Raw genomic sequence first — 26,403 nt, 5'->3', positions numbered from 1 at the left:
CGGCGGTTTAGTGGTCGCCGTGATTACCTTTGGACGGATTAGTGATGACAAAGCCTTCTTCCGGGAAGTACAAGTAGTCAATCTTCACACCGTCCAGCAGCGGCTGGTTCGGATCAAGAATAACATCGATTTCTTTGTCAGTGGAAACCACGATGTCATTTTCCTTAGGCGTGTCCAAATCAAGACCATAGTGGGCGTGGTCACCGTGGGCATGCGTAATCGCTACGCGCAGCTTGAGTTCGCTATTGCCTTCAAGTTCCATGGTTTTTTTTATCACTTTAGCCGCATTGCGGGTAATTTTGACGTTCATCCTCATCCATCTCCTTTTGCATCTGCTTCAAAACCTCAATAATTCATTTTAAGGAAAGTAGCCTGCAAAAGCAACCTTCCCGGACAAATAGAAGAGCATCTTATGACAGAATCCGGACAAAAATTCTTTAAACTTTCATCTTCCGCTCCGCAGCGCCGGATATTTGCGGTCCATACGCGAGACAAACCAGCCCATCAGCAGCATCGTTACCCCGATATCATCAATCGGCATAAAGGGCATCACATCCGGCAAAATCCAGTACAGCAGCACGGGAATCGTGAAAAGCAGCTTGTCCCCCATAGTGACTGCAGGCGAACTGATGTACCTCCAGGTATTGCTGAATATATGAGACCACTGTTTCAGTGACAGCAGTTTTCTTAGTTTCATAGATTAAGTTCCTCCCTTTCCGCTAAAAAAGGACACGGCCGCGAAGCAATTGAAATTAGATTTGCGGCCGTACCCTTTGCTGTTATATTACGCAAATTTGCAGCTTTTGTTTCAATTTTTATGCAAATTCGAAAGAATTTCCGCGATAATAAGTCCGGTTTCCAGAGCAGCGTCTTCGTAATCCTCCAGCGGAAGCGGATTTTTGCCGGTTCCAAGCTCAACCGTGAAGCCCGGCCTGCGGAACTGCTGGATGAACCAGTCCTTATATCCGGCATCGCTTCCGGTAAGTTCTACCGCCCGGTAGCCGCTTGCCGCCGCCAGCCGCGCTGCCAGCTCCCTGCTTCCCGGAGGCTCATATCCCCGGTAGTTCCAGTAGATTTCAGCCCCCTGACTGTGCAGGGAGACGGCCGCTTCACCAGGGTAGCACTCGGCAAGTGTTGCGAGTGCAGCTGCTTCCGGTTCGCTTAGCGGTGCCGGTCCGCTGTAGTCACGCGGTGCAGGTCCGGGTATCTGCCGCCGCTCTCGTTCCTCCTCCCAGTGGGCCGGGAACTGGTCGCCAAGATCCACTCCGCGGATGTTGGCTTTCCAGTGGCGGAAGCTGCGGCGGCCGCAGTTCCATTTCATCAGCTCCTCGTAATAGGGATGCCCCGGCAGCGCCCCTTCCTGCACCAGCTCCACACCATCCGGGTTAGCCATCGGCACCGCCCACACCGTCCAGTCCCGGTACCACTGCGCGGGATCATACCCGTTCCAGCCCGTGCCGGTTGCATAGGCTTCCGCATACTGCTCTATGAACGACATCAGACAAGGGGAGGTCAGCCATTCATTGGCATGCAGGGCGGCATTCACATGCAAATGGCGGGGTCCGCTGCCGATCCGCAGCAGTTGCAGGGGCTTGCCTAACACACTTGTTCCAATGCTGCTGGCGGTGAGAAAGGGATATTTTTGCGTCAGCCGCCTTATATCCTCTTCTGTTTGTCCGTGGCCGTACTCCCCATTGACAGCCACTATGCTGCGTGACGCGGATTGCGGGATTACCAGCACTTTGCCCGGAGCACAATAGCGGCCGGCAGTAACTCCCGGATTCAGCAGTTCAAGCTCGGCTATATCCACTCCGAACAAGGCAGCGATGGATGCCGCATCGTCGCCTTCCTGTACGGAGTACCGTTTACGCGGTGCGGAAGGCAGGAACAGGACCTGCCCCGGGTACAGGTAGGGCTGCTTCCCGGCCCACGGGTTGCCCTGAATGACATGCTCCGGTGTAAGCCCATGCCTGGCGGCAATCCGGCTAATTGTATCTCCCTTGCGGGCAATATATTGCTGCATATGCCTCATCCTCTCAGACCCTCTAGTTGCCGTCATCCCTGCCAAGTCTAAGGGACACAGGCTCCCTTTATTGTATGCAGCCCCCATCACCCGGCATGAACGAAAAGAACCCCGGATGGCCTGACCACGGCAAATAAATGTAACCGCATTCAAAATGTGGGGAGGAAAAAAGCTGAGTGGTCTTAGGGGGCTGGGGGTAGAGAGTTGCGCGGGGCGGGTGCTGAGGGTTGTGCTGAGGGGAGCAGGTCGCGTGGGGCAGATGCTTGATTGTAGTAGGGTAGTCAATCTATACAGCATTTGACTGAAGTAGATCAGTGTAAAGGGTGTTGAGAACAGTCTGTTAGTAGCTAGGGTGTGGGAAGTAGCGAAGCAGTAGTTTATTGAGACAGTGGTTGCGGCGGAAAGTTCGTTAAATTGGAAACTGTCCTCTCGGCGATATTAGCTCGATATGTCTATTCGGGGGCATTATTACCGGTAACTCTTAGGAACTGATTCGGGTAGCTGGAATGGGTCTGTTTGGCAGGACGTCGGTTCAGCTAGCTTAATTGAGTCAGTGCGGCTGACGGTTGGTCCGGTTAACTAGATTGGGTCTGTTTGGCTAGGCGTTGCTTCGATTAGCTGGAATGGCCTGCTCGGCGAGACGTTGGTTCGGTAACTGGAATGAGTCTGGCGACGGGACCTTGTCTAACGGCGGTGTGGAAATCAAAGGCATTTTTGCCTTTCATTTCGCACATTTACCCGTTCCGCCCGAATTCAAAGGCATTTTTGCCTCTCATTTCGCACATTTGCCCTTTCCAACATGCCCCTAAATACAAAATAAACCGGGATAGCTCCCGGTTTATTGCCTTCTACTCTAGAGGTTTGTCCCTATTCCAAGCGCCTGCAGCTGCGTCAGCTGATTCCGGGCTTACAGAGAGGACACCTGCCAGACTACCGGCGTCCGTTTAAGCTGCTCGCCGAGCCAGTCACGGGCGATCCGCTGGAACATCTCGGCATCCCCGCTGCAGAAAAACTGGTGAATCGGGGTTTCATCCCCCCGCGCTAGCTGGCCTTTGTCATAAAGAATCGTGCTGATCTCCCGCGCCGTTTCATCCGCCGAGCTGATCAGCTTCACTCCCGGCCCCATCACTTTGCCGATCGGCTCTACGAGAAAAGGATAATGAGTACAGCCGAGAATCATAGTGTCTATAGGCTCGTATTTGATGCCGTTCAGCGACTCTGCTACCGCAATATGGCTCTCCTCGGAACGGAACATGCCCTGCTCCACAAAGGGCACCAGTGCCGGACAAGCCTGGCTGACCACCTCCACGAACGGGGACAGCTCCTTCAGCGCAGCGGTATACGCCCCGCTCTTGATCGTACCGACCGTCCCGATAACACCGACCCGGCCGGTTTTGGTAGCGCTGATCGCGGCGCGGGCGCCGGGATGGATCACACCGATAACCGGAATGGACACCTTCGCAGAAATATATTCCAGCGCTGCTGCTGTAGCAGTATTGCAGGCAATTACTATCATTTTAGGATTGAATTGAATTAAATAGTCAACGATTTGTTCAGTGAACAATTTCACTTCTTCTGTCGAACGGGGTCCGTAAGGGGCACGGGCAGTATCACCGAAATAAATGATTTTTTCCCTGGGAAGCTGTCTCATGACTTCCTTGACAACCGTAAGCCCCCCCACACCTGAGTCTAGTATAGCTATAGCCTGCTGCACGAACACACCGCTTCCTTTTACTTGTTTTGTGTAGCTTATGTAAGGTCAGACACAAGTGTACCTGACTTTGAGCCCCAATTGCAGATAATACTCTTTTTAAGGCTACAGTTCAAGGAAGGATAAAAAATACCCCCACAAAGCGGGGCCTTGAAAGAAGCTGATTCATGTACTTTGCGCGGACCCCGGAAACATACAAAACCGCCTCCCGCAAGGTATGCGAGAAGCGGCGGCAAGCAGCCGGAGGCCGGCTTCAGCCTATTTGTTTGGAATCCAGCCAGCCTTATTTTCCGGCAAAAGGAGCAACCGGGTCCCCCTGAGTTAACCACATACCGGCTGTCCCGTACCCGATATTAGAGAACGCCGTCCTTGTCATCTTTTGCAGCAGCTTCATCTTCAAGTGCAACATCTGCACTGTCTCCGGCGTCAGCCACATCCTGCGCATCCTCTGCAGCTGCCGCAATAATTTCCGCGGTTTCAGCCTCATCAAGATTCACGGCAGCTTCTTCGGCAACAATACCGCTAACCACGGCAATTTCTTCCTCTGCGTCAATCTGGGTATACTGCTTGCTCCATTCCTTCACTTCGCTGACGACAGATTCCACTGCGTCCTTGGCTTTCCCGTAAAGCTCCGAGCTTTTTTCACTTGCTGCACCCGCAATTTCCTGTACTTTATCAATGGCACCGTTCGTTCCGTCCACAATGTCCTGGCGCAGCTCTTTTCCCGGTTTAGGGGCGAACAGCAGCGCAGTCACTGAACCGACCACACTACCAGCCAGAATTCCCCACAGCAAGCTTTTGGTATCCTTTTTCATCGTCAATCTCTCCTTTGGATTCAAAGTGCCTCTGCCCGTCACCCCGGGCGTTCGCCTAGTTCTGCTATATCATAAGCGTAGAGAGTTTGTCCTGTGACTGGTTCAGGAAGACTTTTCGTAGGTTTTGTCCCGTTTGGCCGGGTGACCGGGATCCGGTGTAATGGCATACCGGCAGCACTGGCCGCCTTCAGCCATACATTCGCTGCGCGTCACCTTTGCCCCGAGCAGCTCCTCGAACAGGCTCTGTTCACACTGGCAGGCTTTGCGGTACTGGGACGCAACCTGGCGGATCGGGCAATTATACTCCCGCATCACAAAGCTGCCGTCCTCCTCCTTGCTCCACTCGGCCATGTATCCGCCGGAATTCTGGATCGAGGACAGCTCAGCCACCCGTTCCTCCAGATTCCGGTTTTCCATCATCGGTGTGTACTGGGCGAGCATCCGCCTGCGCCGGCCTTCAAACAGCACATTGACCGCCTCAATCCCGCTCGTATGATCCAGCTCCCGCAGCAGCTCCAGCGCCAGATTGTGATAGGTTTTGGGAAAATGCTCCTCGGCCCGCTCCGTCAGCGAATACACATGCAGGGGCCTGCCCATCGCCTGGCGGACGACCCTGGTTTTGGCCAGTGATTCCTGCTCCAGCTGCAAAACATGACGCCGGACCCCCATTTCCGTAATCCCCAGCTCTTCGGCCAGCGCGCCGATGGTCATCGGCCCCCTCATTTTGAGCAGCGTCATTATATTGCGTCTTGTCGAACCGCTCTCCTGCCCTTTTTTCATGCTCAGGCACCTCCTCTCCTTACGGCTTATCGGCCGTGTATTCCAGCTCTGCCGTTCCTGCGGCGGGTACGGGATCAGACGGTAAGTTCCGCTCCCAGCTCCTGGTCCAGATACCGGCGCACTTCCAGAGCGAACCGGTCCAGAACATCCGGAATCTGCGCGGTCAGCGGGTGCAGCCTGCTCCGTTCCCAGACATAATAATCCTGCACCAGCGGCTTGCGGAGCGCTACCAGTTCAATCAGAGTATCGTAAATTCCGCTGTCCCCGAGCACTTTTTCGTCATTGATAATCGAAATGATATCCTCATAGCTTCCCGCATCGCGCATAATAAAGCCGTCAATCAGGCAGCTGCCGACATCCGTCACTACCTCAATCGCCAGATGCAGGCACCGCTCCTGTACAAGTCCGTTAATAATGCCCCCGTCCCAGGAATCCGCAGCACTGCGCAGACCGGCCCCGATCACGGGAATCTGATCCAGTATATTCTCAATTTGTTTCCGGTTAACATAGTACACAGCTGAACCCTCCAAGTCAGGTGGTATGGAAGAATGTTAATATGCTATACTTACTTGCCGCGTCTGCCCCGGCGCTTCAGCCAGAACAGCATGATGAAGCAGGCGGCCAGAAAAACGATCAGATACGTCAACGCTTCCATCGGATACTCAAGCTCACGCATTCACATCACCGCTTCCGGTATAAAATGAAAACCCGGCCAATGCAGCCGTCAGCACTTAAATTTCGTAATCCACAGCGACAGATAGCTCTTTAACCTCGTTAATGTGGGCGATAACTTCCTTATGGGCCGGGTGAACCTGGTAAGCCTGCAGATCCTCGAGTGAAGCAACGGTGGTAACCAGGGCGATATCAAAAGACCGCTCCGAATGAATCACATCGGCACCAACCTCAATAGAGAGCAGCTGCGGAATCTTCCCTTCCATGTTGCGGAGTACGCCTACTGTAACGGCAACACTCTCCGGAGACCGGTCTTTCAGTTTGAAAAATACGATATGCTTGATCATCTATTTCGCTCCCTGCTGTGAGTATTGTAAATTTGATTACTAAAAATATATCATAACGGTAACACTTCTGAAAGAAACTTAACCCCCATGTCAGCAATTACAGCATTAACCATTGCAGCGCACCGGAAAGTATTGTAGTATAACGTTAAAAATTCGGAGGAAGTATGCCTAAGAATCAACAAGAACCTCACAAAATTCAGGCCTGGTCTCTGATCAACCGCAAATATCTTGGACAGGGCGTACGTGTAAAACGGTTCCGCAGACCTAAGCGCAGCCAGATCCGCAACCGGGTGCTGCTGGCCGTTCTGATGGCCAAGGACATTAAATTATCCAAGCTTGCGGAAGAGCTCTCCGTCTCCTCGCGCAGTGTAAGCGCCTGGGTGTATGAGGGCCGCATCCCTTCCAGAAACAATCTGGACAAGGTCTGCCGGCTGCTGGGCTATCCGTCCCATATCCTGTTCAACGAGGCACTCCTGCGGCAAAGTCCGATTGTCTGCCAGCCTACCCCGTCACGCTTTATGAAAAGAACGCTTGCCCATTCTCCGCAGAATAACGTTATTCTGACAGGGCTGTGCATGGTGTATGACTTCTCTGTAACCGATGTCAGCATCTGGATCGGCGTCCACCCGGGCACCTTCCGCAAGTGGCTGCACCAATGCCATCTTCCAACCTTGGCCCTGCAGGAAAAGGCCGAGAGCTTTTTCCGGATTCCGCGGCATATTTTATTCGCTGATTGTGAGCTGAGATAGCGGACTAAGCGCCCGGATGATCTTTTTACACCTTGGTGACAACTATACTTAAGGCCCTTCTTTCTATAAAAGGAGGGCCTATTGGCGCCTTTTGGGGTCAGTCTGTTTTGCGTGCGATGATGTACCGCAGTATGTATTCATGGGTTCCGCCCTGGCTGCTGTGCAGACTCTCGGGAAAAGATCCGGTCTCCCATATTACGGTTCCGGCAAAATGGCTTCTCAAATCGGCATCACTGAAGAAGTGGGCGTACTTTGCTTCCTTGTACTCATAGGTCCCCGCTTCAAGCCTGCGGCCGCGGCCGTTGTTCGTGTCTTCATCGGAAAAGCTGGTGAAATACAGCAGTCCGCCGGGCTTCAGCTGGGCAACACATGCGGCAATCAGCTGCCTGCGCTGCGCCTCCAGAAATAAATGAAGCACATCGTAGCAGTATACAGCATCCACCTGTACACTCAGCTGCGGCTTAAGGGCCGATCCGGCAATAAAAGTAGTCTCCGGGTCCCACTCCGCCGCCAGTTCCAGGGCTTCCGTACTCATCTCGATCCCGTAGGTTATGAACCGTGCCGAGAACACTTTGGTGTTGCGTCCATAGCCCGCACCGGGAACCAGTACCGATTCTACACCTTCCGCCCTAAAAAGCTCCTCCGCCTGCCAGGCCGACGGACTGGGCTCACTACCCCATATCATGCCTTCCCGGGCAAAGCGCCCGTTCCAATATTGTGACACAGTTATCTCCTTCGCTGCCGGAATTCGGCTGTTGGAATCTAGTCTTTAATCCTATACCAGTACTGATAGATTTCTTTATAGCCCAGCTTGTCATACAATGCTGAAGCGCCGGCATTTGCCAGCACCACCTGCAAAAATGAAGCTGATGCACCCTGCGAACGCCCCCAGTGCAGCAGTCCGAGAATCAGCTCCTCCGCCAGTCCCTGCCTGCGGTATTCGGGTGCTGTAATGATATCGTACAGTCCGATATATCCATGCTGTATTACACCAAGACCGCAGGCTGCCGGCATGCCGTCCTTCAGCAGCAGCGCATATCCCTGCTGCAGGCTGGATGCGGACAGCATCCGGCACAGGGTATCCGGCTCTGTGCCGGACAATTTCGCCTGGCGGGAGAAGGCCGCGAGCCATTCATCTGTCAGTTGCCCGCTAATTACGAGTGTATGCCGGCTCTGCAGCGGCGGCAGCTGCTCCAGGTCAAGAATCCGCACGGATGAGGGGCTGTCCATCCGGTAGCCCAGCTCCTCCAGCAGATCATCCAGCCCGGCAGGGCGGATGTAGGGGGTGATTTTGAATACCGTCTGCAGCCCGGCACGCTCATAATACTGCTCAGATAGCTGGATTTTCTGCTTCACATCAAGGCTGAATTCCGGTTCTGCAGGCCCATATAACGGATTAACGGAATTCGACCGTTTCGTATAACCCGAGGCTGAGCGCAGAATCCAGCCCTCCAGCAGCACACTTTGTTCCGCCGGCCAGGTGTTCAGGGTCAGCTCTTCAATATTTTTGTACACAGCTGCATTCTCCTTTCGGGCATTAGCCCCGTTTGCTCCGCATCGCTTTCAGCAGGGTCAGCCCGCTGTCTTCCCCGGAAGTATAGCGGTCGTATTCCGGCGACTCCATCGCATAGATGGCAGGTCCATGTGCGCCGGACAATCGGCCGCGACACGGATAAACGTATTGATATAGCTCATTTTCCCGCCTCCTTTCCTCCTATCTTAATTTACAGGACTGCTCAGGTAAAGGGATTTACATACAGCAAAAACAGCCATTACCGGAAATACCGGAATGGCTGTTTCTCCCTTATAACGGGCTTGCTGTCTTGCCATAAGACTGCCGACGTACCGCCAGACTACCAGCTGGATTTCGTGACGCCGGGAATCTGACCCTTCAGCGCCAGCTCGCGGAACACAATCCGGGATACCTTGAATTTGCTCAGGTACCCTCTTGGCCGGCCTGTAACAGCGCATCTGTTCTTTTGGCGTGTCGGTGAGGAATCGCGCGGGAGCTTCTGCAGAGCCATATAATCTCCCTTTGCCATCAGTTCTCTGCGTTTGTCCGCGTATTTGGCGACCAGCTCCTGGCGCTTAAGCTCTTTTACCACTTTGGATTTTTTTGCCATACGTATGAACTCCTCTCTATCCCGGTTATAATCCGGCTGTTCTATTCATTTAATGCTATCTTCAGCGCTTCAAGATTCTGGCGCATAACGGATATATAATCCATATTGCTGCTGCATTCCTCATCTGTAAGACCTTCAATCGGGTTCAGCACGGCCGTCTTCGCTCCAATTTCCTGGGCAATAGTTTCGGCGACACTGGAAGACACCAGGGTATCAAAAAAGATTGTTTATACATCGTTGGCATTGGCAAACTCAACAATTTCAGCCATCTGGGCAGCAGAGGGCTCCTGCTCCGGAGACAGGCCGGCAATCGGAACCTGTGTGATCAGCCTTTGAGCAGCAATGGCTGCCAGCAGGAACAGCAGCAAAATGAGCGCAATCGTGCCTCCGGGAGGCGTATTTATATAGTAGGAAGCGGTCAGACCACTGAACACGCCGAGCAGTCCGGCAGATACCGCAATCAGAATGGCGGCGGTGAAGCCGGAGGCAATGCGCAGGGCTAGTGACGAGGGAGAACGATCAGCGCAGATAACAGCAGCACACCAACAACAGGCATGGCAGCGGCAACGGTCATGCCTGTAAGCACCGCGAACGAAAAGGACAGCAGTCCTGTACGGACACCGCTGATGCTGGCCGTCTCTTCATCAAAAGTCAGGCTATAGAGCGGCCGGCGCAGCACAATGAAATAAGCCAGGCCAACGGCCGCAACAACCGCGATAAGCCTCAGCTGGGTATCGCTGACGGCGACAATGGAGCCGAACAGGTAAGAGCTGAAGCTTTTGCTCAGATTCTGCTTCAGACTCATCAGCACAACAGCCAGTGCGAGCCCTGTGGTCATGATAATGGCTGCCGGGAGCTCACTATATGTACGGTAAGAACGGCGGAGCTGCTCGATGACCAGGCCGCCGGCAACAGCGACTGCAAAGCCGCTGAGCGCGGGATTAAGCTGGAGCACCGAGCCGAGGGCCACTCCGGCAAGCGACACATGCGACAGGTTATCGGCCATCAGCACCTGGCGGCGCAGCATCAGATAGACCCCAAGCAAGGGGTCAATGATGCCGATCAGTCCTCCGGCCCAAAAGGCGCGCTGCATGAATTCGTAACCAAGCATGTCCAGCCCTCCTCCTCCTTGCGCTCCAGACTGATTACATTGTCCAGATAGGCACCCGCTTCCTCCAGACCGTGCGTGACCATAATAACAGTCCGGCCATGCGCATTAACATAATGGCGCATCAGCTTATAAAAACCGGTGCGGCTAGCCGCATCCATCCCGGTTGTCGGCTCATCCAGCACCAGCACCTGCGGCTACTGGGTCAGCGCCCGGGCGATACAGATCTGCTGCTTCTGTCCGCCGGACAGCTCGCCGATCCTGCGGTTTCGGTAATCCCACATATGCACCTAGCGCAGATAATGTTCCACCAGCTCATCCTGTTCCCTGGTGAAACGCCGGAACAATCCCCAGCCGCCCGTAGCAGCCGGACCGGACTAATTCAATAACAGAGCTGGGAAACCCAGTGTTAAACGAAGCAATCTGCTGAAGAACATAGCCGATATTCAGCTTACCGTCCGCAGCCAGCTCCCCGTTCAGTTCCACCGTCCCGCCCCACGGCCGCAGCAGGCCAAGCATCAGCTTGAGCAGAGTCGTCTTCGCCGCCCCGTTCGATCCGGTAATACCGATGAATTGCCCGGCTTCAATATCCAGCGTGAGACGGTCGATGACCAGCTCTTCACCATAGCCGAACACCACATTCCGCATGGATGACAATATCATGGAACATCCTCCCTTCTGCATCTTTGACACCCCTTTGTTGGCCGGTCATTGCTGCCCCGCTTTCCGGTGTCTGCTTCTCTGCTGTCCTTTGATTTACGGCTTTCGTCAGCTTTCATCGGCTTTCATCAGCTTTGATTAGCATTCATTAGCATTCATTAGCATTCATAGGCTCCCATTCACTCTCATCGGCTCTCTGCAATCGCGCCACATCTTACCGAACTTCACCGCTCCTAACGGACTCCAATGCCGTTATTTACGTCTGCTGAGCCTCTTCCCATTTCTAACGGACTCAGCAGACGTTATCCTGTTCCAAACTGTTGATTCCTGTGGATTTTCAGGCAATTAACGGCGCTGGGGTCCGTTAAAAATTTATGAGCCACGTTTTCATGGTAATAACGGCTCTGGGGTCCGTTAGAGACAATATGGGGCGTTCAACGTACGGACGTTGAAAGTACGGACGTTGAAAGTACGGACGTTCAAAGGGAGCTCAGCTAACCTTTATTAGTAAAAATTACGCTTAACCCCAATGATTTTTTCGTAATAATTACGATTTGTAAACCAGTTAAATGAAAATTAATCATTTTTGATCTTTACCGTTTCTAATCTATTCCAATCCTGATCCTGTTATTAATCCATTCCAATCCTGATCCTGCTTCTAATCCGTTACTTAAACAACCGCCGCTACTCCTGCCCCGCAGCCAGCAGCTCCTCAGACGGCCAGGGCAGCGGATTGTTGAACCGCTCCCAGTCCTCACCCATCTCCTCAGCAGTCAGGAGACATCTGTCGAGCCGTGTTTCCAGTGCAGCCCGGTCCATCCCGATGCCGATGAACACGATCTCGTTCATCCGGTCGCCCCACTGCTCATCCCACCGCGCCTTCACATCCGGCTCAGTCTCCAGCACCTCCAGCTGCTGCGCTTCCGGCAGCGTCGCCAGCCAGTAACCGGCCGGGCCGAACTGGATCGACGGGCCGGCCTGGCTCAGGGTTGCCGCCAGATCGCCATTAGCGGCAATCCAGACCAAACCTTTGGCCCGCACCACTTCTTCCGGCCAGTTGCTGAAGAAGAAGCTGAGCCTCTGGGGATGAAACGGTGCTCTGCGCCGGTAGACGAACGAGGCGATGCCGTATTCTTCCGTTTCCGGCGTATGCTCGTCCTTGTTCAGCTCCGCAATCCAGCCGGAGGACATGCTTGTTTTTTCGAAATCGAACCGGCCGGTATTCAGAATTTCTTTAGGATCAACCACACCCTTAACGGTGCGGATTATCTTGGCGGAAGGCTGCAGCCTGCGCAGTACGGCCTCCAGCTTGTTCAGCTCCTGCTCCTCCACCAGATCGCATTTATTCAGCAGCAGCACATCGCAGGTTTCAATCTGGTCGATTAACAGGTCGACGATATCACGGAAATCATTGTCCCCGGCGGTCATACTGCGGTCAAGCAGACTGTCTCCGGATGCAAAATCGTGCCAGAACCGGTTCGCGTCAACCACCGTGACCATTGTATCGAGCCTGGCCAGCTCCGATAGATCAATATCCAGCTCCGGATTGGCGTAAGTGAAGGTCTGGGCCACCGGCACAGGCTCACTAATCCCGGAGGATTCAATCAGGATATAATCGAACCGGCCTTCGGCAGCCAGCCTGCTTACTTCACGCAGCAGATCGTCGCGCAGGGTGCAGCAGATGCAGCCGTTGGACATCTCCACCAGTGTCTCTTCAGTCCGTGACAGGGTGTTACCGGACTTCACCAGATTGGCATCCACATTCACTTCGCTCATGTCATTAACGATTACTGCCACCTTCAGGCCATCCCTGTTCTGCAGGATATGGTTGAGCAGTGTCGTCTTGCCGGAGCCGAGATAGCCGCTCAGCACGGTTACAGGTATTTTTTTCATGGTTATGCCCCTTATTGGAATAGTTTTATTTCGAATAGCCGTTTACGAATCAGCGGGTCTCCCGGTGCAGTGTAACGCGCTTCAGCCGGGGCGAGTACTTTTTCATTTCCAGACGCTCGGGGTTATTTTTCTTATTCTTGACAGTGGTATAATTGCGGTCGCCTGTTTCCGTGCAGGCCAAGGTTACGGTTACTCTCATGATATTCAGCTCCTTTTATTTATTCGTAATTATTACGATTTACACATCATAACGTCTTCTAAGGCCAAATGTCAACTGTCCCCAGCCAAAAAAATTCCTAGCAGCACAGGACCCAATCTCTCAAAAGATGGTCTTTCTGCCATTGGCGGCACGTATAGATGGAATTATGAAACTATGATTCTTGCAGTGATTCATAACAAATAAAGGCGGGAGTGTGGACCATGAAGATACCGGTTATGATCTTGAGCGGCTTTTTGGGGAGCGGGAAGACAACCCTCCTGCTCACCCTGCTGCAGGAGAGCAAGGCACGGGGGCTGAATGCGGGAGTTGTGATGAATGAGCTGGGCAAACGTGACGTAGACGGATATATTTTGCAGGAGCAGACCGGGGCCAATGTGGAAAAGCTGCTGGACGGCTGTGTCTGCTGCAGCCGCAAAGAGGACCTGCCAAGAAGCCTCAATGCCGTCCTCGCCCGGCGGCCCGACATCATCTATATCGAGCTTACCGGGGTGGCCGATCCTGAAGAAATCGCCCTGACGCTGCAGGAGCAGCCGCTTAGCGAAAGAGTTCAATTGCATTATACCGTTACCGTACTGGATGCGGAGAACGTGCTGGAATATAACAGCCGCTTCTCGTCTGACAAACAGCTGGTCCGGACGCTCCGCAAGCAGCTTGCCGGCGCCGATCTGCTGATCGTCAACAAATCCGATCTCGTTGAGCCGGAGCGGCTGTGGCGTATTGAAAAAATCGTCCGCAAATACAACGCGGACTCGGAGATTGTGTTCACCCATTACAGCGAGATCAATCTGGCTCCGCTGCTGGCCGGCATATACCCGCGGGAGCCCCGTAATGCGTCTGCCTTGCGCAGTCCGCTTCCGGTCAGCGGCGTTCCGCTGAAACGCATACTCGGCGGACAGACTCCGGGAGCTACCGCCGTACAGGAGCGGGAAGCCGATACCGGCGGTTCCTATTCCCAGGTATCCGCCGTCACACTTACCTTTCCGCAATCGGCCGAGCAGGGCATTTCAGGCGAACAGCTTGAAGCCTTTCTCCGGCAATGGGGAAGCAGTCTGCTCAGAGCCAAAGGGCATGTCCGCTTGAAGCGCCAGGAGCACGAGCTGCAGCCTGTCCAGCTGATCCAGTTCGCCGGAAACCGCATCACATGGGAGGCATCACGCTACCCCGGCCAGCCCTATATTGTGTTCATCGGACTGGGGCTCGATGAGCAGCAGCTGACAGCGCAGTGGTCCAGTCTGTTTGGCTGAAGCTATACAACGGGAAGGAGCTAACCTGTATTGACATCCTATTTTCCGCTAAAAATACTGCCGCTGCTTGTTCCCGCCGTCTTCCTGATCGTCTTGGGCATAGTCTGGCTGCCGGAGCATCCGGAGCTGCTGGAGAACGCATATATCCACAGCTTCAAAACCGCCTTCATCGGCATTCTGCTGGAGGCCATGCCATTCGTGCTGCTGGGAGCCCTGCTGTCCTCTCTGCTGCGCGTGTTCGTCCCGGACGAATGGATCTCGCGCTGGATTCCGCGGCGGCCGGTCCCGGCAATCCTGTTCGGCTGCCTGCTCGGCATCCTTTTTCCCGTCTGCGAATGCGGAATGATCCCGCTTGTCCGCCGGCTGATGCAGAAGGGGATGCCGCTGTATGTCGCCATTGTATTCATTCTTTCAGGCCCGATCCTGAATCCTGTCGTATACGGGGCTACACTGACCGCGTTCCGCACTCACCCCTGGCTCGCGTATGCACGGATGGGACTGGCTTTTGCCGTGGCAGCAGCCATAGGACTCATCATATACGCTACCGTAACCAAGTCGCCGCTGCGGCTGTCCATCCGGCGGGAAAGCGGCGAAGTACACCGGCTCACCGCCCGCGGGGGCAGATTCGTATCCGTGCTTGTCCATACTTCGGATGAATTTTTCGAGATGGGCAAATATTTAATCATCGGCTGCGTGCTGACCGCTGGTATTCAGAGCTTTATGGATCACGGCAGCCTGGAAGCCATCGGCGGCATGCCGCTGGGTTCATATCTGTTCATGATGGGCCTTGCCTTTGTGCTGTCCCTTTGCTCAACCTCCGACGCTTTTGTCGCAGCCACTTTCCTGCATACCTTCCCGTCCGGCTCCCTTCTGGCCTTCATGGTGCTCGGGCCGATGCTTGATTTCAAAAATTCGCTGATGCTGCTCTCGCTGTTCAAAACCAGATTTGCCTTTTATCTGTTTTTTCTTATTTTCTCGGCCGTTTTCGTCGGCTCGGTGCTGGCATCATTCTGGCTCTAATCCACTTTCAGGAGGTCCCTATGAACGACCCGCGCAGCATCCGCGTGCATTACCTGCTCAGGGCGGTCCTTCTGCTCGGTTTTGCGCTGTATATTGCGCATTTAAGCCAGCAGAATGCACTGCACTATTATGTTGCCCCCAAGCTGGCACGCTGGATCCGGCTCTGTCCGGTGCCTTTGTCGCTGATGGCCGTAAGTCTTGGAATACAGGCCCTCTTCGGCAAAAGCAGTGCACTATGCGACTGTGAGCACCAGCTGCCCCGGTCCATGTTCAAGAGCACTGCTCTATACAGCTTGTTCCTGCTGCCGCTGCTGCTCGGTTTTGTGCTGCCAGACCGGGCGCTCGGGACGGCTGCAGCAGCGAGAAAAGGGGTCTCCCTGACCTACATTTCGCCCGAGGAAGGAAGGGAGGAGCGGTTTGCCGCCGCAAACCCGTACCAGGAGGAATTCGCCGAGCTTGCAGGAAAGCTGTACAAACAGCCTGTAATCACGGTACATCCCGAGATTTTCTCCGAAACCTTCGGGGCCATCGACCTGTATAAGGAGCAGTTTGAAGGCAAGGAGATCGCAGTATCAGGGTTCTTGTACCGTGAACAGGGGGCTGCCGGCGATTCTTATGCGGTAAGCCGTTTTCTGGTGCAGTGCTGCACGGCAGACGCGACCCCGTTCGGCATTCTGCTTGATCCGCAGGCGCAAATAAGCCTGCCCGCAGACACCTGGATTGAGGTGCGGGGCAAGCTTCATACCGCTGAATATCAAGGTAAAACCATTGTTCAGATTATTCCTGAAACCGTAACTCCAATTCCTCAGCCTTCAACGCCTTATGTCTACTCCAACGCCGATTCTGTAGCCGCCTGGGAACAGATCAGCAGCAGTCCGGGAGTAACCGAAGCTAAATAACGGCATCCAGCTCCTCGTCATTATCGATCGAGGCATCCGGATTGACAACCTCAACCATCAGTCTGGCCGGAATACAGATAATCTGCTGTTTCGGCCTGGAGATGAACCCCATATCAAGCGCAATCGGCAGCGGAGCATCCGAATAGGTCATCTGAATGCCGTAGTCGTACACCTTGAGAATGTTATGGCCGTATTTGGTTTGAATATCAATGGTCTGTTGTTCCTTGGTCAGTGTAACGGTCTGGTAAGCTTTGCCGTTGATTGTAATCACGGCCTGCAGATCCCCCTGCTCATAATGCTCACCCCGCACATCAAGCCATTTGGCTCCATAAATTCCGCCTGCAAGCAGCAGAACCAGAACAATCAATATAAAATCGCCGCGTTTCATCATATCCGGTGCAAAGATCCTCTCGCTGACTATATTTATACGTAACAATTACGGATAATATAAATATAGTCAGCCAAGAAAAGATTGTCAATGCTTATGAAAAACGTCTCCTCACAAGCAGCAGGCCCAGCGTAAGCACGACATAGATCAGCAGCACCACAACAAGCGTCAAGATCCGTTCAGATAACGTCCCATCCGCAAACAGCACCGGACCTATTCCAAAAAAGGTGACCAGCGCGTACATAACCGCAAACCCTGTGTACACTAGCCCTTTCATTCATCCGTCCTCCCTTGCACGCGGTCACTCCTGTTTGCGGTGCTGGGCCGACCATTCCCGCAGCACCCTGTCCAGCTCTTCGGAACGGATCGGCTTGGAGATGAAATCCTGCATCCCCGCTCTCAGGCACATCTCCTTATCTTCCTTCTGGGCAAAAGCGGTAGCGGCCACAATCACCGGATACAGGCCGTGCTCTTCTCTAATCCGCATGGCAGCCTCAATACCGTCCATCAGCGGCATCTGGATATCCATAAAGATCAGGTCATAGCGGCGCAAACGCACTGCCTCCACTGCCTGCTGCCCGTTCAAGGCAACATCCGCATGATAACCCCGTTTCCTGAGAAAAGCCTGCATAATCTGCAGATTAACCGGATGATCTTCAGCAATGAGGATCGACAGCGGCCCAAATTCACCGAACGAGTACTCGCTGCGCCTGTTCTGCACCTTTACCTGCTTGTCCCCTTCACCTGCCGTTATGAGCTCCTGTGCTAAATCCTCCCGCGGAATCAAGGCTTCGATTGTAAAATAAAACTCAGCCCCCTCACCTTCACGGCTGTCCACCCCGATTGCTCCGCCCAGCAGCTCGACCAGCTTTTTGCTGATGGCCAGCCCCAGTCCGGTACCGCCGTACTTGCGGTTAATGGAGGGATGAAGCTGGGAGAAGGACTGGAACAGCAGCCCCTGGCTGGCCGGGGCAATGCCGATTCCGGTATCTTTTACCGTAAATTTGAGAATAACCGTTCCGTTGTCCCGGACCGCTTCCAGCTGCGCAGTCATGCTAACCGTTCCTTCATCCGTAAATTTAACGGCATTGCCGACCAGATTGATAAGAATCTGACGCAGCCTGCCCTCGTCGGTTACCAGGAGCGGCGGAAGCTCAGCGTCAATCTCCGTCCGGAGCACGAGCCCTTTTTCCTTTACCCGCGGATAAAAGATTTCGGTTACGTTAGACATCACCTGCCGGAGATCAACGGCCTGCAGCTCCACTGTCATCATGCCGGCCTCTATTTTGCTGAAATCAAGCACCTCGTTCAGAATGTGCAGCAGCGACGCACTGCTCTTGTTGATAATCTGCGTGTAGTATTCCTGCTCTTCGTTGAGCTCCGTGCCCGTGAGCAGATCCGTCATTCCGATAATGCCGTTCATCGGCGTGCGCAGCTCATGGCTCATAATCGCCAGAAACTCCGATTTGGCCCGGTCCGCCTGTTCGGCTGACTCCTTGGCCCGTACAATTGCTTTTTCTTCGGTAATATCGCGGAATACGACAACAACGCCCTTCCGCTCCCCGTTGTCGAACAGCGGGGTCATCCGGTATCTGACCAGGAAGCTGGAGCCGTCCAGACGCCAGAACACCCCTTCCTTCTCTTCATAGGACAGATGCTCAGAGAACCATTCAGGCAGTGTCTTGCCGCCTCCAGGATAAGGCTCTCCGTCCAGCCAGGTCTGCTGTATCGCATGCAGCTCAATGCTGCTTCCGCCCTGCCCGGAGCCGTAACCCAGCATCGCGGAGGCAGCAGGATTAATAAACACCGTCTCCCCTTCCAGGCTTATGCCGAAAATACCCTCGGTAACAGAGTTAAGGATCAATGCATGCTCATAGCTTAGCTTCTCAATCTGTTCCAGATGCCGCTTGCGTTCCGTGATATCGCTTGTGATGGCAAACACACCAACTACCCGGGAATCCACCATAATCGGCACATAGATCATACTCACCTCAACCAGATGCCCTCGCCGGTGGATCAGCCTGCTCTCAAAGGTCTGTGCTTCCCCTCCGGCAGCGCGGGTAAATCTCTCGGTAACAAAATCCAGTTCCTCCGGATCAATCAGCTCGCTGTAGAAGGATTGCAGCAGGCTGCTCCGGGAATAGCCTGTCAGATGCAGCAGACTGGCATTAAGCGACTGGATGCAGCCTTCCAGATTCATGGCAATGATGGCCGAAGGATTATATTCAAACAATGATTTGTAGCGGTTCTCGCTTTCCATCATTTTCAGCTCATACTGCTTGCGTTCCGAGACATCCCGGGTTACACCGATAATTTCGGAGGTTTCTCCGGGACCGTACCGGATATGGCGCAGCGTTGTTTCCACCCACAGATAAGAGCCGTCCTTGCACAAAAAACGGAACACGATCGGCTCCAGCCTTAGTCCGCTCATTCCGTCGCGGATATACTGCTGGACTCTGGCTTCATCCTCAGGATGAATATATCCCATCCCTTTCGTGCCGACCATTTCCTCAGGCGTATAGCCAAACATCTGCCGGCACACGGCGGAGGCATACAGATAGGTGGCATCCTCATCAGCCGTATTGCGTGTGATGAAATCCTGGGAGTTTTCTGAAATCAGCCGGTAATTCTGCTCGCTCTCGCGCAGCTGCTCCTCCATAATCCGGTGTGCGGTCACGTCCTGGACTACGCCGCTGATCTGCCTTGTTGTACCGTTATCATCCGGAACCGCTTCCCAGTGGGCGCTTATATATTTATCCGTTCCGTCTGCTGCTGTGATCCGGAAGGTCATGCTGTCACTCCCCCCGGAATGCAGACATTTCCGAATGGCTCTCATCACCCCAGGTAAATCCTCCGGATGGATGGAGTCCTGAATCAGCTTGGGATCGTACAAGGAGTGATTGCTGAAGTCACCCTTCTGCCCGAAAATATGGCGCAGCTCCTTGGATACCGTCATCTGCTTGCGAGCATGATTCCATTCCCAGGAGCCCATTTTGGCCAGAAACTGGGCACTCGCCAGCATCTCTTCATACTTCTTCCGCTCCGTAATATCTCTGGCAACGGTCAGCACCTGCTCCACTTCACCCCGGGCATTACGCATAACCTGGAAGGAGCTTTCTATCCATAAATAATCACCGTTTTTATGGCGGACCCTTCTGGTAAATACATCTTTATCGGAATAAAGCTTGCCGGGCTCCTTCATCTCAATGGCATCTTTATTATGATAATATTCAAGTCTTTTTTTGCCGATCATTTCATGCGCGGGATACCCCAGCATCTTCTCCACGGAAGGAGAGACATACATAATCGTCCCCTCGGGATCAGCCAGCGAGATCATATCCGGAGTATTCCGGGTGATCAGGTTATACAGGTTATATTCTTCCCGCATCTTTTGCTCAGCCTGCTTGCGCTCCGTAATATCCTGCAATTCCGCAATCATATAGACGGGAGTGCCTTCCGTCTCATCAAAGGTCAGAAACAAGTGCAGGGCCACCCAGAAGATTTCGCCGTTTTTGCGGACAAACTGCTCTTCACTGTCCACAGAAGCACCGGGACTCTGCAGCAGGAGCTTCATCACCCGTTCCTGGTCTGCCTGGTCTTTATTCTCCATACAGGTGATATCAAGATACCGGAGGCTGAGAAATTCGTTTTCACTGTATCCAAACATGCTGCATAAAGCGGGGTTCGCCAGCTCGATCATTCCGTTCGTGAGCGAAACGACCGCGAATCCGGTAGAAGACCGCATATATAAGGTTTTATAAAGGATATCAGACAAAGATATTGCCTCCTCTGTACATTAGGGGGTCTTGGCTCATTCCTAGTATACCTTTTTTTCGGCCGATCCGCTGCCGAACTGAAGTCCTGTTTGGAATCGGAGCGCCGCTTACACAAAATCCCCCAATCACAAACGTGACTGAGGGATTAATGACCGTTAAAAAAACGAAAAACCCTTCAGACGAAGGGTTTCGTGATAAAGCTGATGCGGTCGAGAGGACTCGAACCTCCACGGTATTGCTACCACACGGACCTGAACCGTGCGCGTCTGCCAATTCCGCCACGACCGCATATTATGTATATAAGTGATTCAATCACCGTAATTAAGAATATACACCCTTTGGAGATAAACTGCAAGACCTATTTTTAAACAGCTTTCAGATTCAACGATTCATCCATATATATAAATTTTCATTCATAAGATAAAAATCATTGTTAAATTAAATATAATAAGATATATTGCTATTTAACTTAATAAAGTTAGGATGATAAGTATGGATTCTTTAGATAAAAAGATCATCAACACCCTCATGGCTAATGGCAGGATAACCTGGTCTGAGCTGGCCGGAATGCTCGGACTCTCTTCCCCTGCTGCCGCTGACCGTGTAAGACGGCTGGAGGAACAGGGGGTCATCAAGGGCTATACGGCTCTGATCGATTCTGAATCAACGGGATACAGTCTGGCCGCACTCGTTGCCGTCTCCCTAGAACGTCCGGCACACCGGCAGGCTTTTCTTACGCTCGTACAGAAGCTGCCGGAAATTCAGGAATGCCATCACACGGCAGGTGACGATGACTACATCCTGAAAATCCGCTGCAGGGGAACAAGGGACCTCGACCGGATTATCAGTGAAGAACTGAAAGGTCTGCCCGGTATTGTGCGGACGAGGACGACTATTATCCTTGGCACCGTCAAGGAGATACCAAATGTACCCCTGCCGGATGGAGACAGCGGAGCATGACCCCCTGGCCTGCTATGCTGGGCGGTTTGGGCTTCGGCTTTATTGTCGCTGCTCCGGTCGGCCCGATGTCGCTGCTCTGCATGAACCGTACGCTGCGGCAGGGATTGTCCGCCGGTCTGGCCACAGGTGCAGGCATTGCGCTGGCGGACGCTTTTTACGCGCTGGTAACGGTCGCGGGCTTCAAGGCGGTGGGCGACTTTACCGCTGCATATGCCTTGCCGCTGAAGCTGCTCGGCTCCCTGATCATCGCTTATCTCGGAGTAAAGGCCTGGCGGACAGCGGGAGCCGCTGCTATGACGGAGACTGCGCGCAGCGGAATGCTGTACAGCCTGCTTACCTCGTTTCTGCTGACGCTGGCCAATCCTGCTACAGTACTGAGCTTTATGGCGCTGGCTGCTTCCCTGGGCGGCAGCACCGGAAGCTCCCTGTTTCTGCCTGCCGGCATAGCCCTTGGCTCCTTCTGCTGGTGGCTGCTCCTGGCTCTTATCATTAGAGGGATCAGCCGCAGGCTGCCCGAATCCTTTAGCCGGATTCTAAGCCGTATCTCCGCTGCCGTACTTATCCTGTTCAGCTTCTATGGCATATTCAACGCACTTCAATAGGTATAAACAATAAACTTTATAATCTTTATATATTTCACTTATAAGTGCCGGCCGTGTTATAACATAGATAACCTACTGTAACCGGAAAGGAGCTTTACCGACATGAACCAGAAATGGAATACCGGAACCTATGATACGGATATGGCCTTCGTCTCACATTATGGCCAATCCCTGGTTGAACTGCTGAAGCCGGCAGCCGGTGAGCGCATCCTGGACTGGGGCTGCGGCACCGGGGATCTGGCGGCCGTTATCGCCGGCTGCGGCGCTGCAGTTACCGGCATCGATGCCTCGCCTGAAATGATCGCTGCAGCCCGCAGCAAGCATCCAGAGCTCGAATTCATCCTGGCAGACGGACAGCGCTTTACCGCTGAACCGTCCGCCGATGCCGTGTTCAGCAACGCTGCCCTGCACTGGCTGACCAATGCCAATGGAGCTGCGGCAAGCATTGCCGCAAGCCTGCGTCCCGGCGGCCGCTTTATTGCCGAGTTCGGCGGCCAGGGCAATATCGCCTCGGTCACCCGGGGGCTGCCGCGCGCCTTCGCAGCGGCCGGATGTCCGGATAAGCTTGCGCTGCCCTGGTATTTCCCCGGAATCGCAGAGTACACTACCCTGCTGGAACAGAACGGGCTGATTGCCAGCCTTGCACTCTGCTATGACCGTCCCACTCCGCTGGCCGGCGGTGAGCAGGGCTTCAGCAGCTGGTTGAATACATTCGCGGACGGGATTCTAAGTGTGCTTACCCCGGTACAGCGTGAAGAAGTGCTGGCCTTTATGGAGCAGGAGCTGAAGCCCCAGCTGTTTCATGACGGGAGCTGGGTAATGGATTACCGGAGAATCCGGGTTGTTGCTGTAAAGAGTTAAAAAGAGCGCACCGGCAGACTCATTCCGGTGCGCTCTTTCTATATAGTCTGTTTCATCTGTTACCGGACAGGCTGCCAACCTGTCTGTCTCTCCCTGCTCCCAGCCCGGCAGCACACAGAAGCACTGCCGCGGCGGCCAGCAGGACAAGTGGAATATTCCAGCTGTCCGTGGCATCATGCAGCAGCCCGAACAGCGCAGGTCCCATGGCTGCCAGCAGGTAGCCGACAGACTGGGCCATCCCAGACAGCTCGCTGGCCTCCTGGGCTGTGCGGGTCCGCAGGCTGAAGAACATCATCGCCAGCCCAAAGGCGAAGCCGCCGGCGATGCCGATGCAGACCGCCCACAGCGCCATCCAGGCCGTGCTGCCCAGCCAGATGCCAAGGATTCCAATTAAGAACAATATAGAAGTGATTAGGACCAGACTGCGCTGGTTCTTCATCCGGCCGGCCAGCAGCGGCACAAAAAAGGTAAACGGCAGCTGGGCCAGCTGCATCAGCGACAGAATCCAGCCGGCGTGGCCGGCCGACATGCCGCGTTCCCCCAGAATTACCGAGAACCACGAGATCAGCACATAATAGAGCAGGGATTGCAGCCCCATAAACAGGGTAACCTGCCAGGCCAGCGGTGATTTCCAGACGTTTATTGAGGATTTAGTACCGTGTGCCCCGCTGCTCTGGACCAAGCCTTTCATTTGCGGAAGCCAGAATAGTATCGCCAGCAAAGCGATAATAAACCAGAGCGACAATGTACCGCGCCATCCTAACCCTGCTTGTCCCGCAAGAGGCACACTGAAGCCCGAAGCTGCTGCCGCGCACAAATTCATGGACACAGTATACATTCCGGTCATCAGGCCGATCCGCGCGGGGAATCTTCCCTTGATCAGCCCTGGAAGCAGCACGTTACAGACTGCAATAGCCAGTCCGATCAATGCGGTGCCTGTGAAAAAGGCAACAGCGCCCGCAGCTGAACGGAGCAGAATACCGGCAGCCAATGCCAGCATGGCCAGCAGCAGCACGTTGGCCATGCCAAAGCGGCGGGCCAGCTGCGGCGCAAACGGCGACAGCAGGGTGAATGCAAGCAGCGGCAGCGTTGTAATGAACCCGGCCAGCGCATTGGACAGCCCCAGATCGTCACGGATCAGGCCCAGCAGCGATCCTACAGAGGTGAATGGTGCCCGCATGGCCGCGGCAACGAACAAAATGCCAAGCACCAGCAGAAGCGGGCTTGCGGCAGTACGTGCTTCGGGCATGCCTGATTCGGCGGATGTCCGGCCTTGAGATTTTACAGTCATGATGCCCCTCCTGATTGCAGTACAAACGGCTGACAACCGGTTGTTGTCAGCCGCTTCAGACCCATTTTCTTACACAGATTGTTATATTATAACCCCGCATCACTCAAATTGCATACGTTTTATATTTTGCCGATATGTACACTGCTCCTGCCAGTCCTGAGACTGGCAGGTTCAGCCGGATGGACCTGCTCCATTATACCCAGAAGGATTTAGTAATGATTACGAGCAGGATGAACAAAACCAGAATGGCGCCAGTTGAAGTGAACGGGCTGTATCCGCCGACATTTTCACTCATGCTTAACTCCTCCTTTTTTCCTGGAATATCCATAACATATGTGGAACCATTAAGCTTGGTCTGGGTGAAGCGGCATGAATTCCAGCTTGCCTACCGCATGACAAAGGTTGACAAATCCGGCAACCCTCTTTAGTATCCTAAGAATAAGACAATTGAGAATGACTCTCAACTAACAATACATACAGAAATGAGTGAGCAAGAGATGCTGCGTCGTTTTTTCTCCTATTACCGGCCCTACAAAGGGCTGTTTATTCTCGACTTTACCTGTGCGGTGGGGGCGGGGCTGCTGGAGCTCGCTTTTCCGGTAGCTGTGAATAAATTTATTGATGAGCTGCTGCCCGGCAAGGACTGGACGCTGATTCTGCTGGCTTGCATCGCCCTGCTCGCGATTTATGCCCTTACCACTGTAATGAACTACGTAGTCACTTACTGGGGACATATGCTGGGAATCAACATCGAAACAAATATGCGCAAAAAAATGTTCGACCATATCCAGAAGCTCTCCTTCCGTTTCTTCGACAACAATAAAACCGGTCATCTGATCGGCCGGATCACCAATGACCTTAACGATATCGGCGAGGTGGCCCACCATGGTCCGGAGGATGTGTTCATCGCCGTAATGACACTGGTCGGCGCTTTTATCCTTATGGCAGATCTTAATCTGCAGCTGGCTGTGATTACCTTCATCATTGTGCCGATTATGGCCTGGGTGATCATATACTTCGGACGCAATATGACCTCTACGTACCATAACCTTTTTGGCAATGTGGGGAATTTCAACGCCCGGATTGAGGATAATGTCGGAGGCATCCGCGTGGTGCAGTCTTTTGCCAATGAGGAGCATGAGAAGGTGCTGTTCGCTGAAGACAACCAGAGGTTCCGCCAGACCAAGCTGATGGCATACAAGCTAATGGCCAAAAGCTCTTCGGTCAGCTACATGATGACCCGGCTGATTACGATCGTGGTGATGATCTGCGGCGCCTGGTTCTTTATCCAGGGTGAGCTTGCGATCGGTGAATTCGTTGCTTTCATTTTGTTGTCCAATATCTTCTTCCGGCCGATCGAAAAGATCAATGCCGTTATCGAGAGTTATCCGAAGGGCATCGCCGGGTTCAAGCGCTATCTTGAAATTATTGATACCGAGCCGGACATTGCCGATAAGCCGGACGCCGCTCATGCGGGTTCCCTGCGCGGCGACATCGTCTTTAATAACGTGAGCTTCGGTTATGAGGCAGACCGGCCTGTGCTGAACCGGATCAGCCTGAAGGTCAATGCCGGAGAGACCATTGCTTTTGTCGGACCATCCGGTGCCGGCAAAACAACCATCTGCAGCCTGCTCCCCCGCTTCTATGATGTGACCGGAGGAGCCATCTCCGTGGACGGGACCGATATCCGTGACATGAAGCTGCACTCCCTGCGCAAGCAGATCGGGATCGTACAGCAGGATGTGTTCCTGTTCTCCGGTACCATCCGCGAGAATATAGCCTACGGCAAGCTCGACGCGCCGCTTGACGAAATCTGGACAGCCGCCAGACGGGCCCATCTGGAGGACCTGATCAATAGCCTGCCGGACGGCATGGATACCATTATCGGCGAACGCGGCGTGAAGCTGTCGGGCGGTCAAAAGCAGCGTCTGGCCATTGCCCGCATGTTCCTGAAGAACCCGCCGATTCTGATTCTGGACGAGGCCACCTCAGCGCTCGACACCGAGACGGAGGCCGCCATCCAGCAGTCTCTTGCCGAGCTGTCTGTCGGCCGGACCACTCTGGTGATTGCCCACCGGCTGACTACGATCAAAAATGCCGACCGGATCGTCGTCGTGAACGAGGACGGCATTTCCGAGGAAGGGCGCCACGAAGACCTGCTGAACGCAGGCGGCACCTATAGCCGTCTGTATCAGGCGCAGTATAACGCGTAAACCGCCTTGACTAAATAAACATAAAAAACCTTCCGCTCCCCGGCCTGT

26 protein-coding genes, 1 tRNA gene and 2 pseudogenes are annotated in these 26,403 nt (G+C 53.8%); 8 read left to right on the top strand and 21 right to left on the bottom strand.

Annotation, left to right across the window (positions count from 1 at the left end):
- Positions 1 to 7: 7 nt before the first annotated feature.
- From M2108_RS15440 to M2108_RS15405, 8 genes are all read right to left on the bottom strand, one after another.
- Entirely contained in the window at positions 8 to 310 is a 303-nt protein-coding gene (locus tag M2108_RS15440) for a HesB/IscA family protein (RefSeq protein WP_020426768.1), read from the bottom strand.
- A 135-nt stretch (positions 311 to 445) separates the two neighbouring features.
- Positions 446 to 697: a hypothetical protein gene (locus M2108_RS15435; protein WP_277470198.1), complete on the bottom strand. Its 252-nt coding sequence runs from the start codon at positions 695 to 697 to the stop codon at positions 446 to 448.
- Positions 698 to 808: 111 nt separating this feature from the next.
- Positions 809 to 2,023, bottom strand: coding sequence for a M14 family metallopeptidase (locus M2108_RS15430; RefSeq protein WP_277470199.1), 1,215 nt, complete (start codon positions 2,021 to 2,023; stop codon positions 809 to 811).
- 907 nt (positions 2,024 to 2,930) lie between these two features.
- Positions 2,931 to 3,737 (bottom strand): glutamate racemase, encoded by an 807-nt coding sequence (racE, locus tag M2108_RS15425; RefSeq protein ID WP_277470200.1) that lies wholly within the window; start codon positions 3,735 to 3,737, stop codon positions 2,931 to 2,933.
- Positions 3,738 to 4,087: 350 nt separating this feature from the next.
- Positions 4,088 to 4,549 carry a YtxH domain-containing protein gene (locus M2108_RS15420; protein WP_277470201.1) on the bottom strand — a complete coding sequence of 154 codons (462 nt, stop codon included), beginning with the start codon at positions 4,547 to 4,549 and terminating at the stop codon, positions 4,088 to 4,090.
- Positions 4,550 to 4,651: 102 nt separating this feature from the next.
- Positions 4,652 to 5,329 carry a helix-turn-helix transcriptional regulator gene (locus M2108_RS15415; RefSeq protein WP_277470202.1) on the bottom strand — a complete coding sequence of 226 codons (678 nt, stop codon included), beginning with the start codon at positions 5,327 to 5,329 and terminating at the stop codon, positions 4,652 to 4,654.
- Between the two features lie 74 nt (positions 5,330 to 5,403).
- Positions 5,404 to 5,844, bottom strand: a complete 441-nt coding sequence (locus M2108_RS15410; RefSeq protein ID WP_277470203.1) for a DUF86 domain-containing protein — start codon at positions 5,842 to 5,844, stop codon at positions 5,404 to 5,406.
- A gap of 216 nt (positions 5,845 to 6,060) precedes the next feature.
- The gene (locus tag M2108_RS15405; protein WP_277470204.1) at positions 6,061 to 6,348 is read right to left on the bottom strand and encodes a Dabb family protein; all 288 of its coding nucleotides are present in this window, start codon (positions 6,346 to 6,348) and stop codon (positions 6,061 to 6,063) included.
- Between the two features lie 164 nt (positions 6,349 to 6,512).
- Here M2108_RS15405 and M2108_RS15400 point away from each other — a divergent pair, with 164 nt between their 5' ends.
- A complete protein-coding gene (locus M2108_RS15400) occupies positions 6,513 to 7,097 on the top strand; it encodes a helix-turn-helix domain-containing protein (RefSeq protein WP_068725334.1) in 585 nt (194 codons plus the stop codon).
- A gap of 97 nt (positions 7,098 to 7,194) precedes the next feature.
- Here the strand turns inward: M2108_RS15400 and M2108_RS15395 are convergent, their stop codons facing one another.
- The 7 genes and pseudogenes from M2108_RS15395 to rpmG all read right to left on the bottom strand — a co-directional run bounded on the left by M2108_RS15395 (position 7,195) and on the right by rpmG (position 13,080).
- Positions 7,195 to 7,821, bottom strand: a complete 627-nt coding sequence (locus M2108_RS15395; RefSeq protein WP_277470205.1) for a class I SAM-dependent methyltransferase — start codon at positions 7,819 to 7,821, stop codon at positions 7,195 to 7,197.
- Positions 7,822 to 7,859: 38 nt separating this feature from the next.
- Positions 7,860 to 8,612, bottom strand: coding sequence for a GNAT family N-acetyltransferase (locus tag M2108_RS15390; RefSeq protein ID WP_277470206.1), 753 nt, complete (start codon positions 8,610 to 8,612; stop codon positions 7,860 to 7,862).
- Positions 8,613 to 8,950: 338 nt separating this feature from the next.
- A complete protein-coding gene (rpsN, locus tag M2108_RS15385) occupies positions 8,951 to 9,220 on the bottom strand; it encodes a 30S ribosomal protein S14 (RefSeq protein ID WP_277470207.1) in 270 nt (89 codons plus the stop codon).
- Positions 9,221 to 9,261: 41 nt separating this feature from the next.
- Positions 9,262 to 10,337, bottom strand: a pseudogene (locus M2108_RS15380) (metal ABC transporter solute-binding protein, Zn/Mn family); the annotation flags it as partial.
- Positions 10,283 to 10,991, bottom strand: a pseudogene (locus M2108_RS15375) (metal ABC transporter ATP-binding protein). The pseudogenes M2108_RS15375 and M2108_RS15380, both read right to left, overlap by 55 nt.
- A gap of 681 nt (positions 10,992 to 11,672) precedes the next feature.
- Entirely contained in the window at positions 11,673 to 12,881 is a 1,209-nt protein-coding gene (locus M2108_RS15370) for a GTP-binding protein (RefSeq protein WP_277470208.1), read from the bottom strand.
- 49 nt (positions 12,882 to 12,930) lie between these two features.
- Positions 12,931 to 13,080 (bottom strand): 50S ribosomal protein L33, encoded by a 150-nt coding sequence (gene rpmG, locus M2108_RS15365; RefSeq protein ID WP_039871924.1) that lies wholly within the window; start codon positions 13,078 to 13,080, stop codon positions 12,931 to 12,933.
- Between the two features lie 221 nt (positions 13,081 to 13,301).
- Between rpmG and M2108_RS15360 the strand changes: the two genes are divergently transcribed.
- The 3 genes from M2108_RS15360 to M2108_RS15350 are packed head-to-tail and all read left to right on the top strand — an operon-like array spanning position 13,302 to position 16,264.
- A complete protein-coding gene (locus tag M2108_RS15360) occupies positions 13,302 to 14,345 on the top strand; it encodes a CobW family GTP-binding protein (protein WP_277470209.1) in 1,044 nt (347 codons plus the stop codon).
- Between the two features lie 30 nt (positions 14,346 to 14,375).
- Entirely contained in the window at positions 14,376 to 15,365 is a 990-nt protein-coding gene (locus tag M2108_RS15355; RefSeq protein ID WP_277470211.1) for a permease, read from the top strand.
- Positions 15,366 to 15,385: 20 nt separating this feature from the next.
- Positions 15,386 to 16,264, top strand: a complete 879-nt coding sequence (locus M2108_RS15350) for a TIGR03943 family putative permease subunit (RefSeq protein WP_277470212.1) — start codon at positions 15,386 to 15,388, stop codon at positions 16,262 to 16,264.
- Here the strand turns inward: M2108_RS15350 and M2108_RS15345 are convergent.
- From M2108_RS15345 to M2108_RS15330, 4 genes are all read right to left on the bottom strand, one after another.
- Entirely contained in the window at positions 16,257 to 16,655 is a 399-nt protein-coding gene (locus M2108_RS15345; RefSeq protein WP_280777081.1) for a NusG domain II-containing protein, read from the bottom strand. The genes M2108_RS15350 and M2108_RS15345 overlap by 8 nt on opposite strands.
- 91 nt (positions 16,656 to 16,746) lie before the next feature.
- Complete coding sequence (locus M2108_RS15340; RefSeq protein WP_277470214.1) at positions 16,747 to 16,929, bottom strand: DUF6954 family protein; 183 nt, start codon at positions 16,927 to 16,929, stop codon at positions 16,747 to 16,749.
- Positions 16,930 to 16,953: 24 nt separating this feature from the next.
- Positions 16,954 to 20,427, bottom strand: a complete 3,474-nt coding sequence (locus tag M2108_RS15335; protein WP_277470215.1) for a PAS domain-containing hybrid sensor histidine kinase/response regulator — start codon at positions 20,425 to 20,427, stop codon at positions 16,954 to 16,956.
- A gap of 205 nt (positions 20,428 to 20,632) precedes the next feature.
- Positions 20,633 to 20,716 (bottom strand) — tRNA-Leu (locus M2108_RS15330).
- A gap of 204 nt (positions 20,717 to 20,920) precedes the next feature.
- Here M2108_RS15330 and M2108_RS15325 point away from each other — a divergent pair.
- The 3 genes from M2108_RS15325 to M2108_RS15315 all read left to right on the top strand — a co-directional run bounded on the left by M2108_RS15325 (position 20,921) and on the right by M2108_RS15315 (position 22,851).
- Positions 20,921 to 21,388, top strand: coding sequence for an Lrp/AsnC family transcriptional regulator (locus tag M2108_RS15325; protein WP_277470216.1), 468 nt, complete (start codon positions 20,921 to 20,923; stop codon positions 21,386 to 21,388).
- The gene (locus M2108_RS15320) at positions 21,385 to 21,990 is read left to right on the top strand and encodes a LysE family translocator (protein WP_277470217.1); all 606 of its coding nucleotides are present in this window, start codon (positions 21,385 to 21,387) and stop codon (positions 21,988 to 21,990) included. Before M2108_RS15325 ends, M2108_RS15320 begins: the two co-directional genes overlap by 4 nt.
- A 102-nt stretch (positions 21,991 to 22,092) precedes the next feature.
- The gene (locus M2108_RS15315) at positions 22,093 to 22,851 is read left to right on the top strand and encodes a class I SAM-dependent methyltransferase (RefSeq protein ID WP_277470218.1); all 759 of its coding nucleotides are present in this window, start codon (positions 22,093 to 22,095) and stop codon (positions 22,849 to 22,851) included.
- A gap of 52 nt (positions 22,852 to 22,903) precedes the next feature.
- Here the strand turns inward: M2108_RS15315 and M2108_RS15310 are convergent, their stop codons facing one another.
- Together M2108_RS15310 and M2108_RS15305 are read right to left on the bottom strand one after the other, a co-directional pair.
- Positions 22,904 to 24,100 (bottom strand): CynX/NimT family MFS transporter, encoded by a 1,197-nt coding sequence (locus tag M2108_RS15310; protein ID WP_277470307.1) that lies wholly within the window; start codon positions 24,098 to 24,100, stop codon positions 22,904 to 22,906.
- 235 nt (positions 24,101 to 24,335) lie between these two features.
- Positions 24,336 to 24,437 carry a YjcZ family sporulation protein gene (locus M2108_RS15305; RefSeq protein WP_277470219.1) on the bottom strand — a complete coding sequence of 34 codons (102 nt, stop codon included), beginning with the start codon at positions 24,435 to 24,437 and terminating at the stop codon, positions 24,336 to 24,338.
- A 202-nt stretch (positions 24,438 to 24,639) separates the two neighbouring features.
- Here M2108_RS15305 and M2108_RS15300 point away from each other — a divergent pair, with 202 nt between their 5' ends.
- Complete coding sequence (locus M2108_RS15300; protein ID WP_277470308.1) at positions 24,640 to 26,355, top strand: ABC transporter ATP-binding protein; 1,716 nt, start codon at positions 24,640 to 24,642, stop codon at positions 26,353 to 26,355.
- Positions 26,356 to 26,403 lie beyond the last annotated feature (48 nt).

The sequence above is a fragment of the Paenibacillus sp. PastM-3 genome, from assembly GCF_029893965.1.
Classification (GTDB): Bacteria; Bacillota; Bacilli; order Paenibacillales; family Paenibacillaceae; genus Paenibacillus_AQ.
This window is presented reverse-complemented; position numbering and strand designations above follow the sequence as displayed.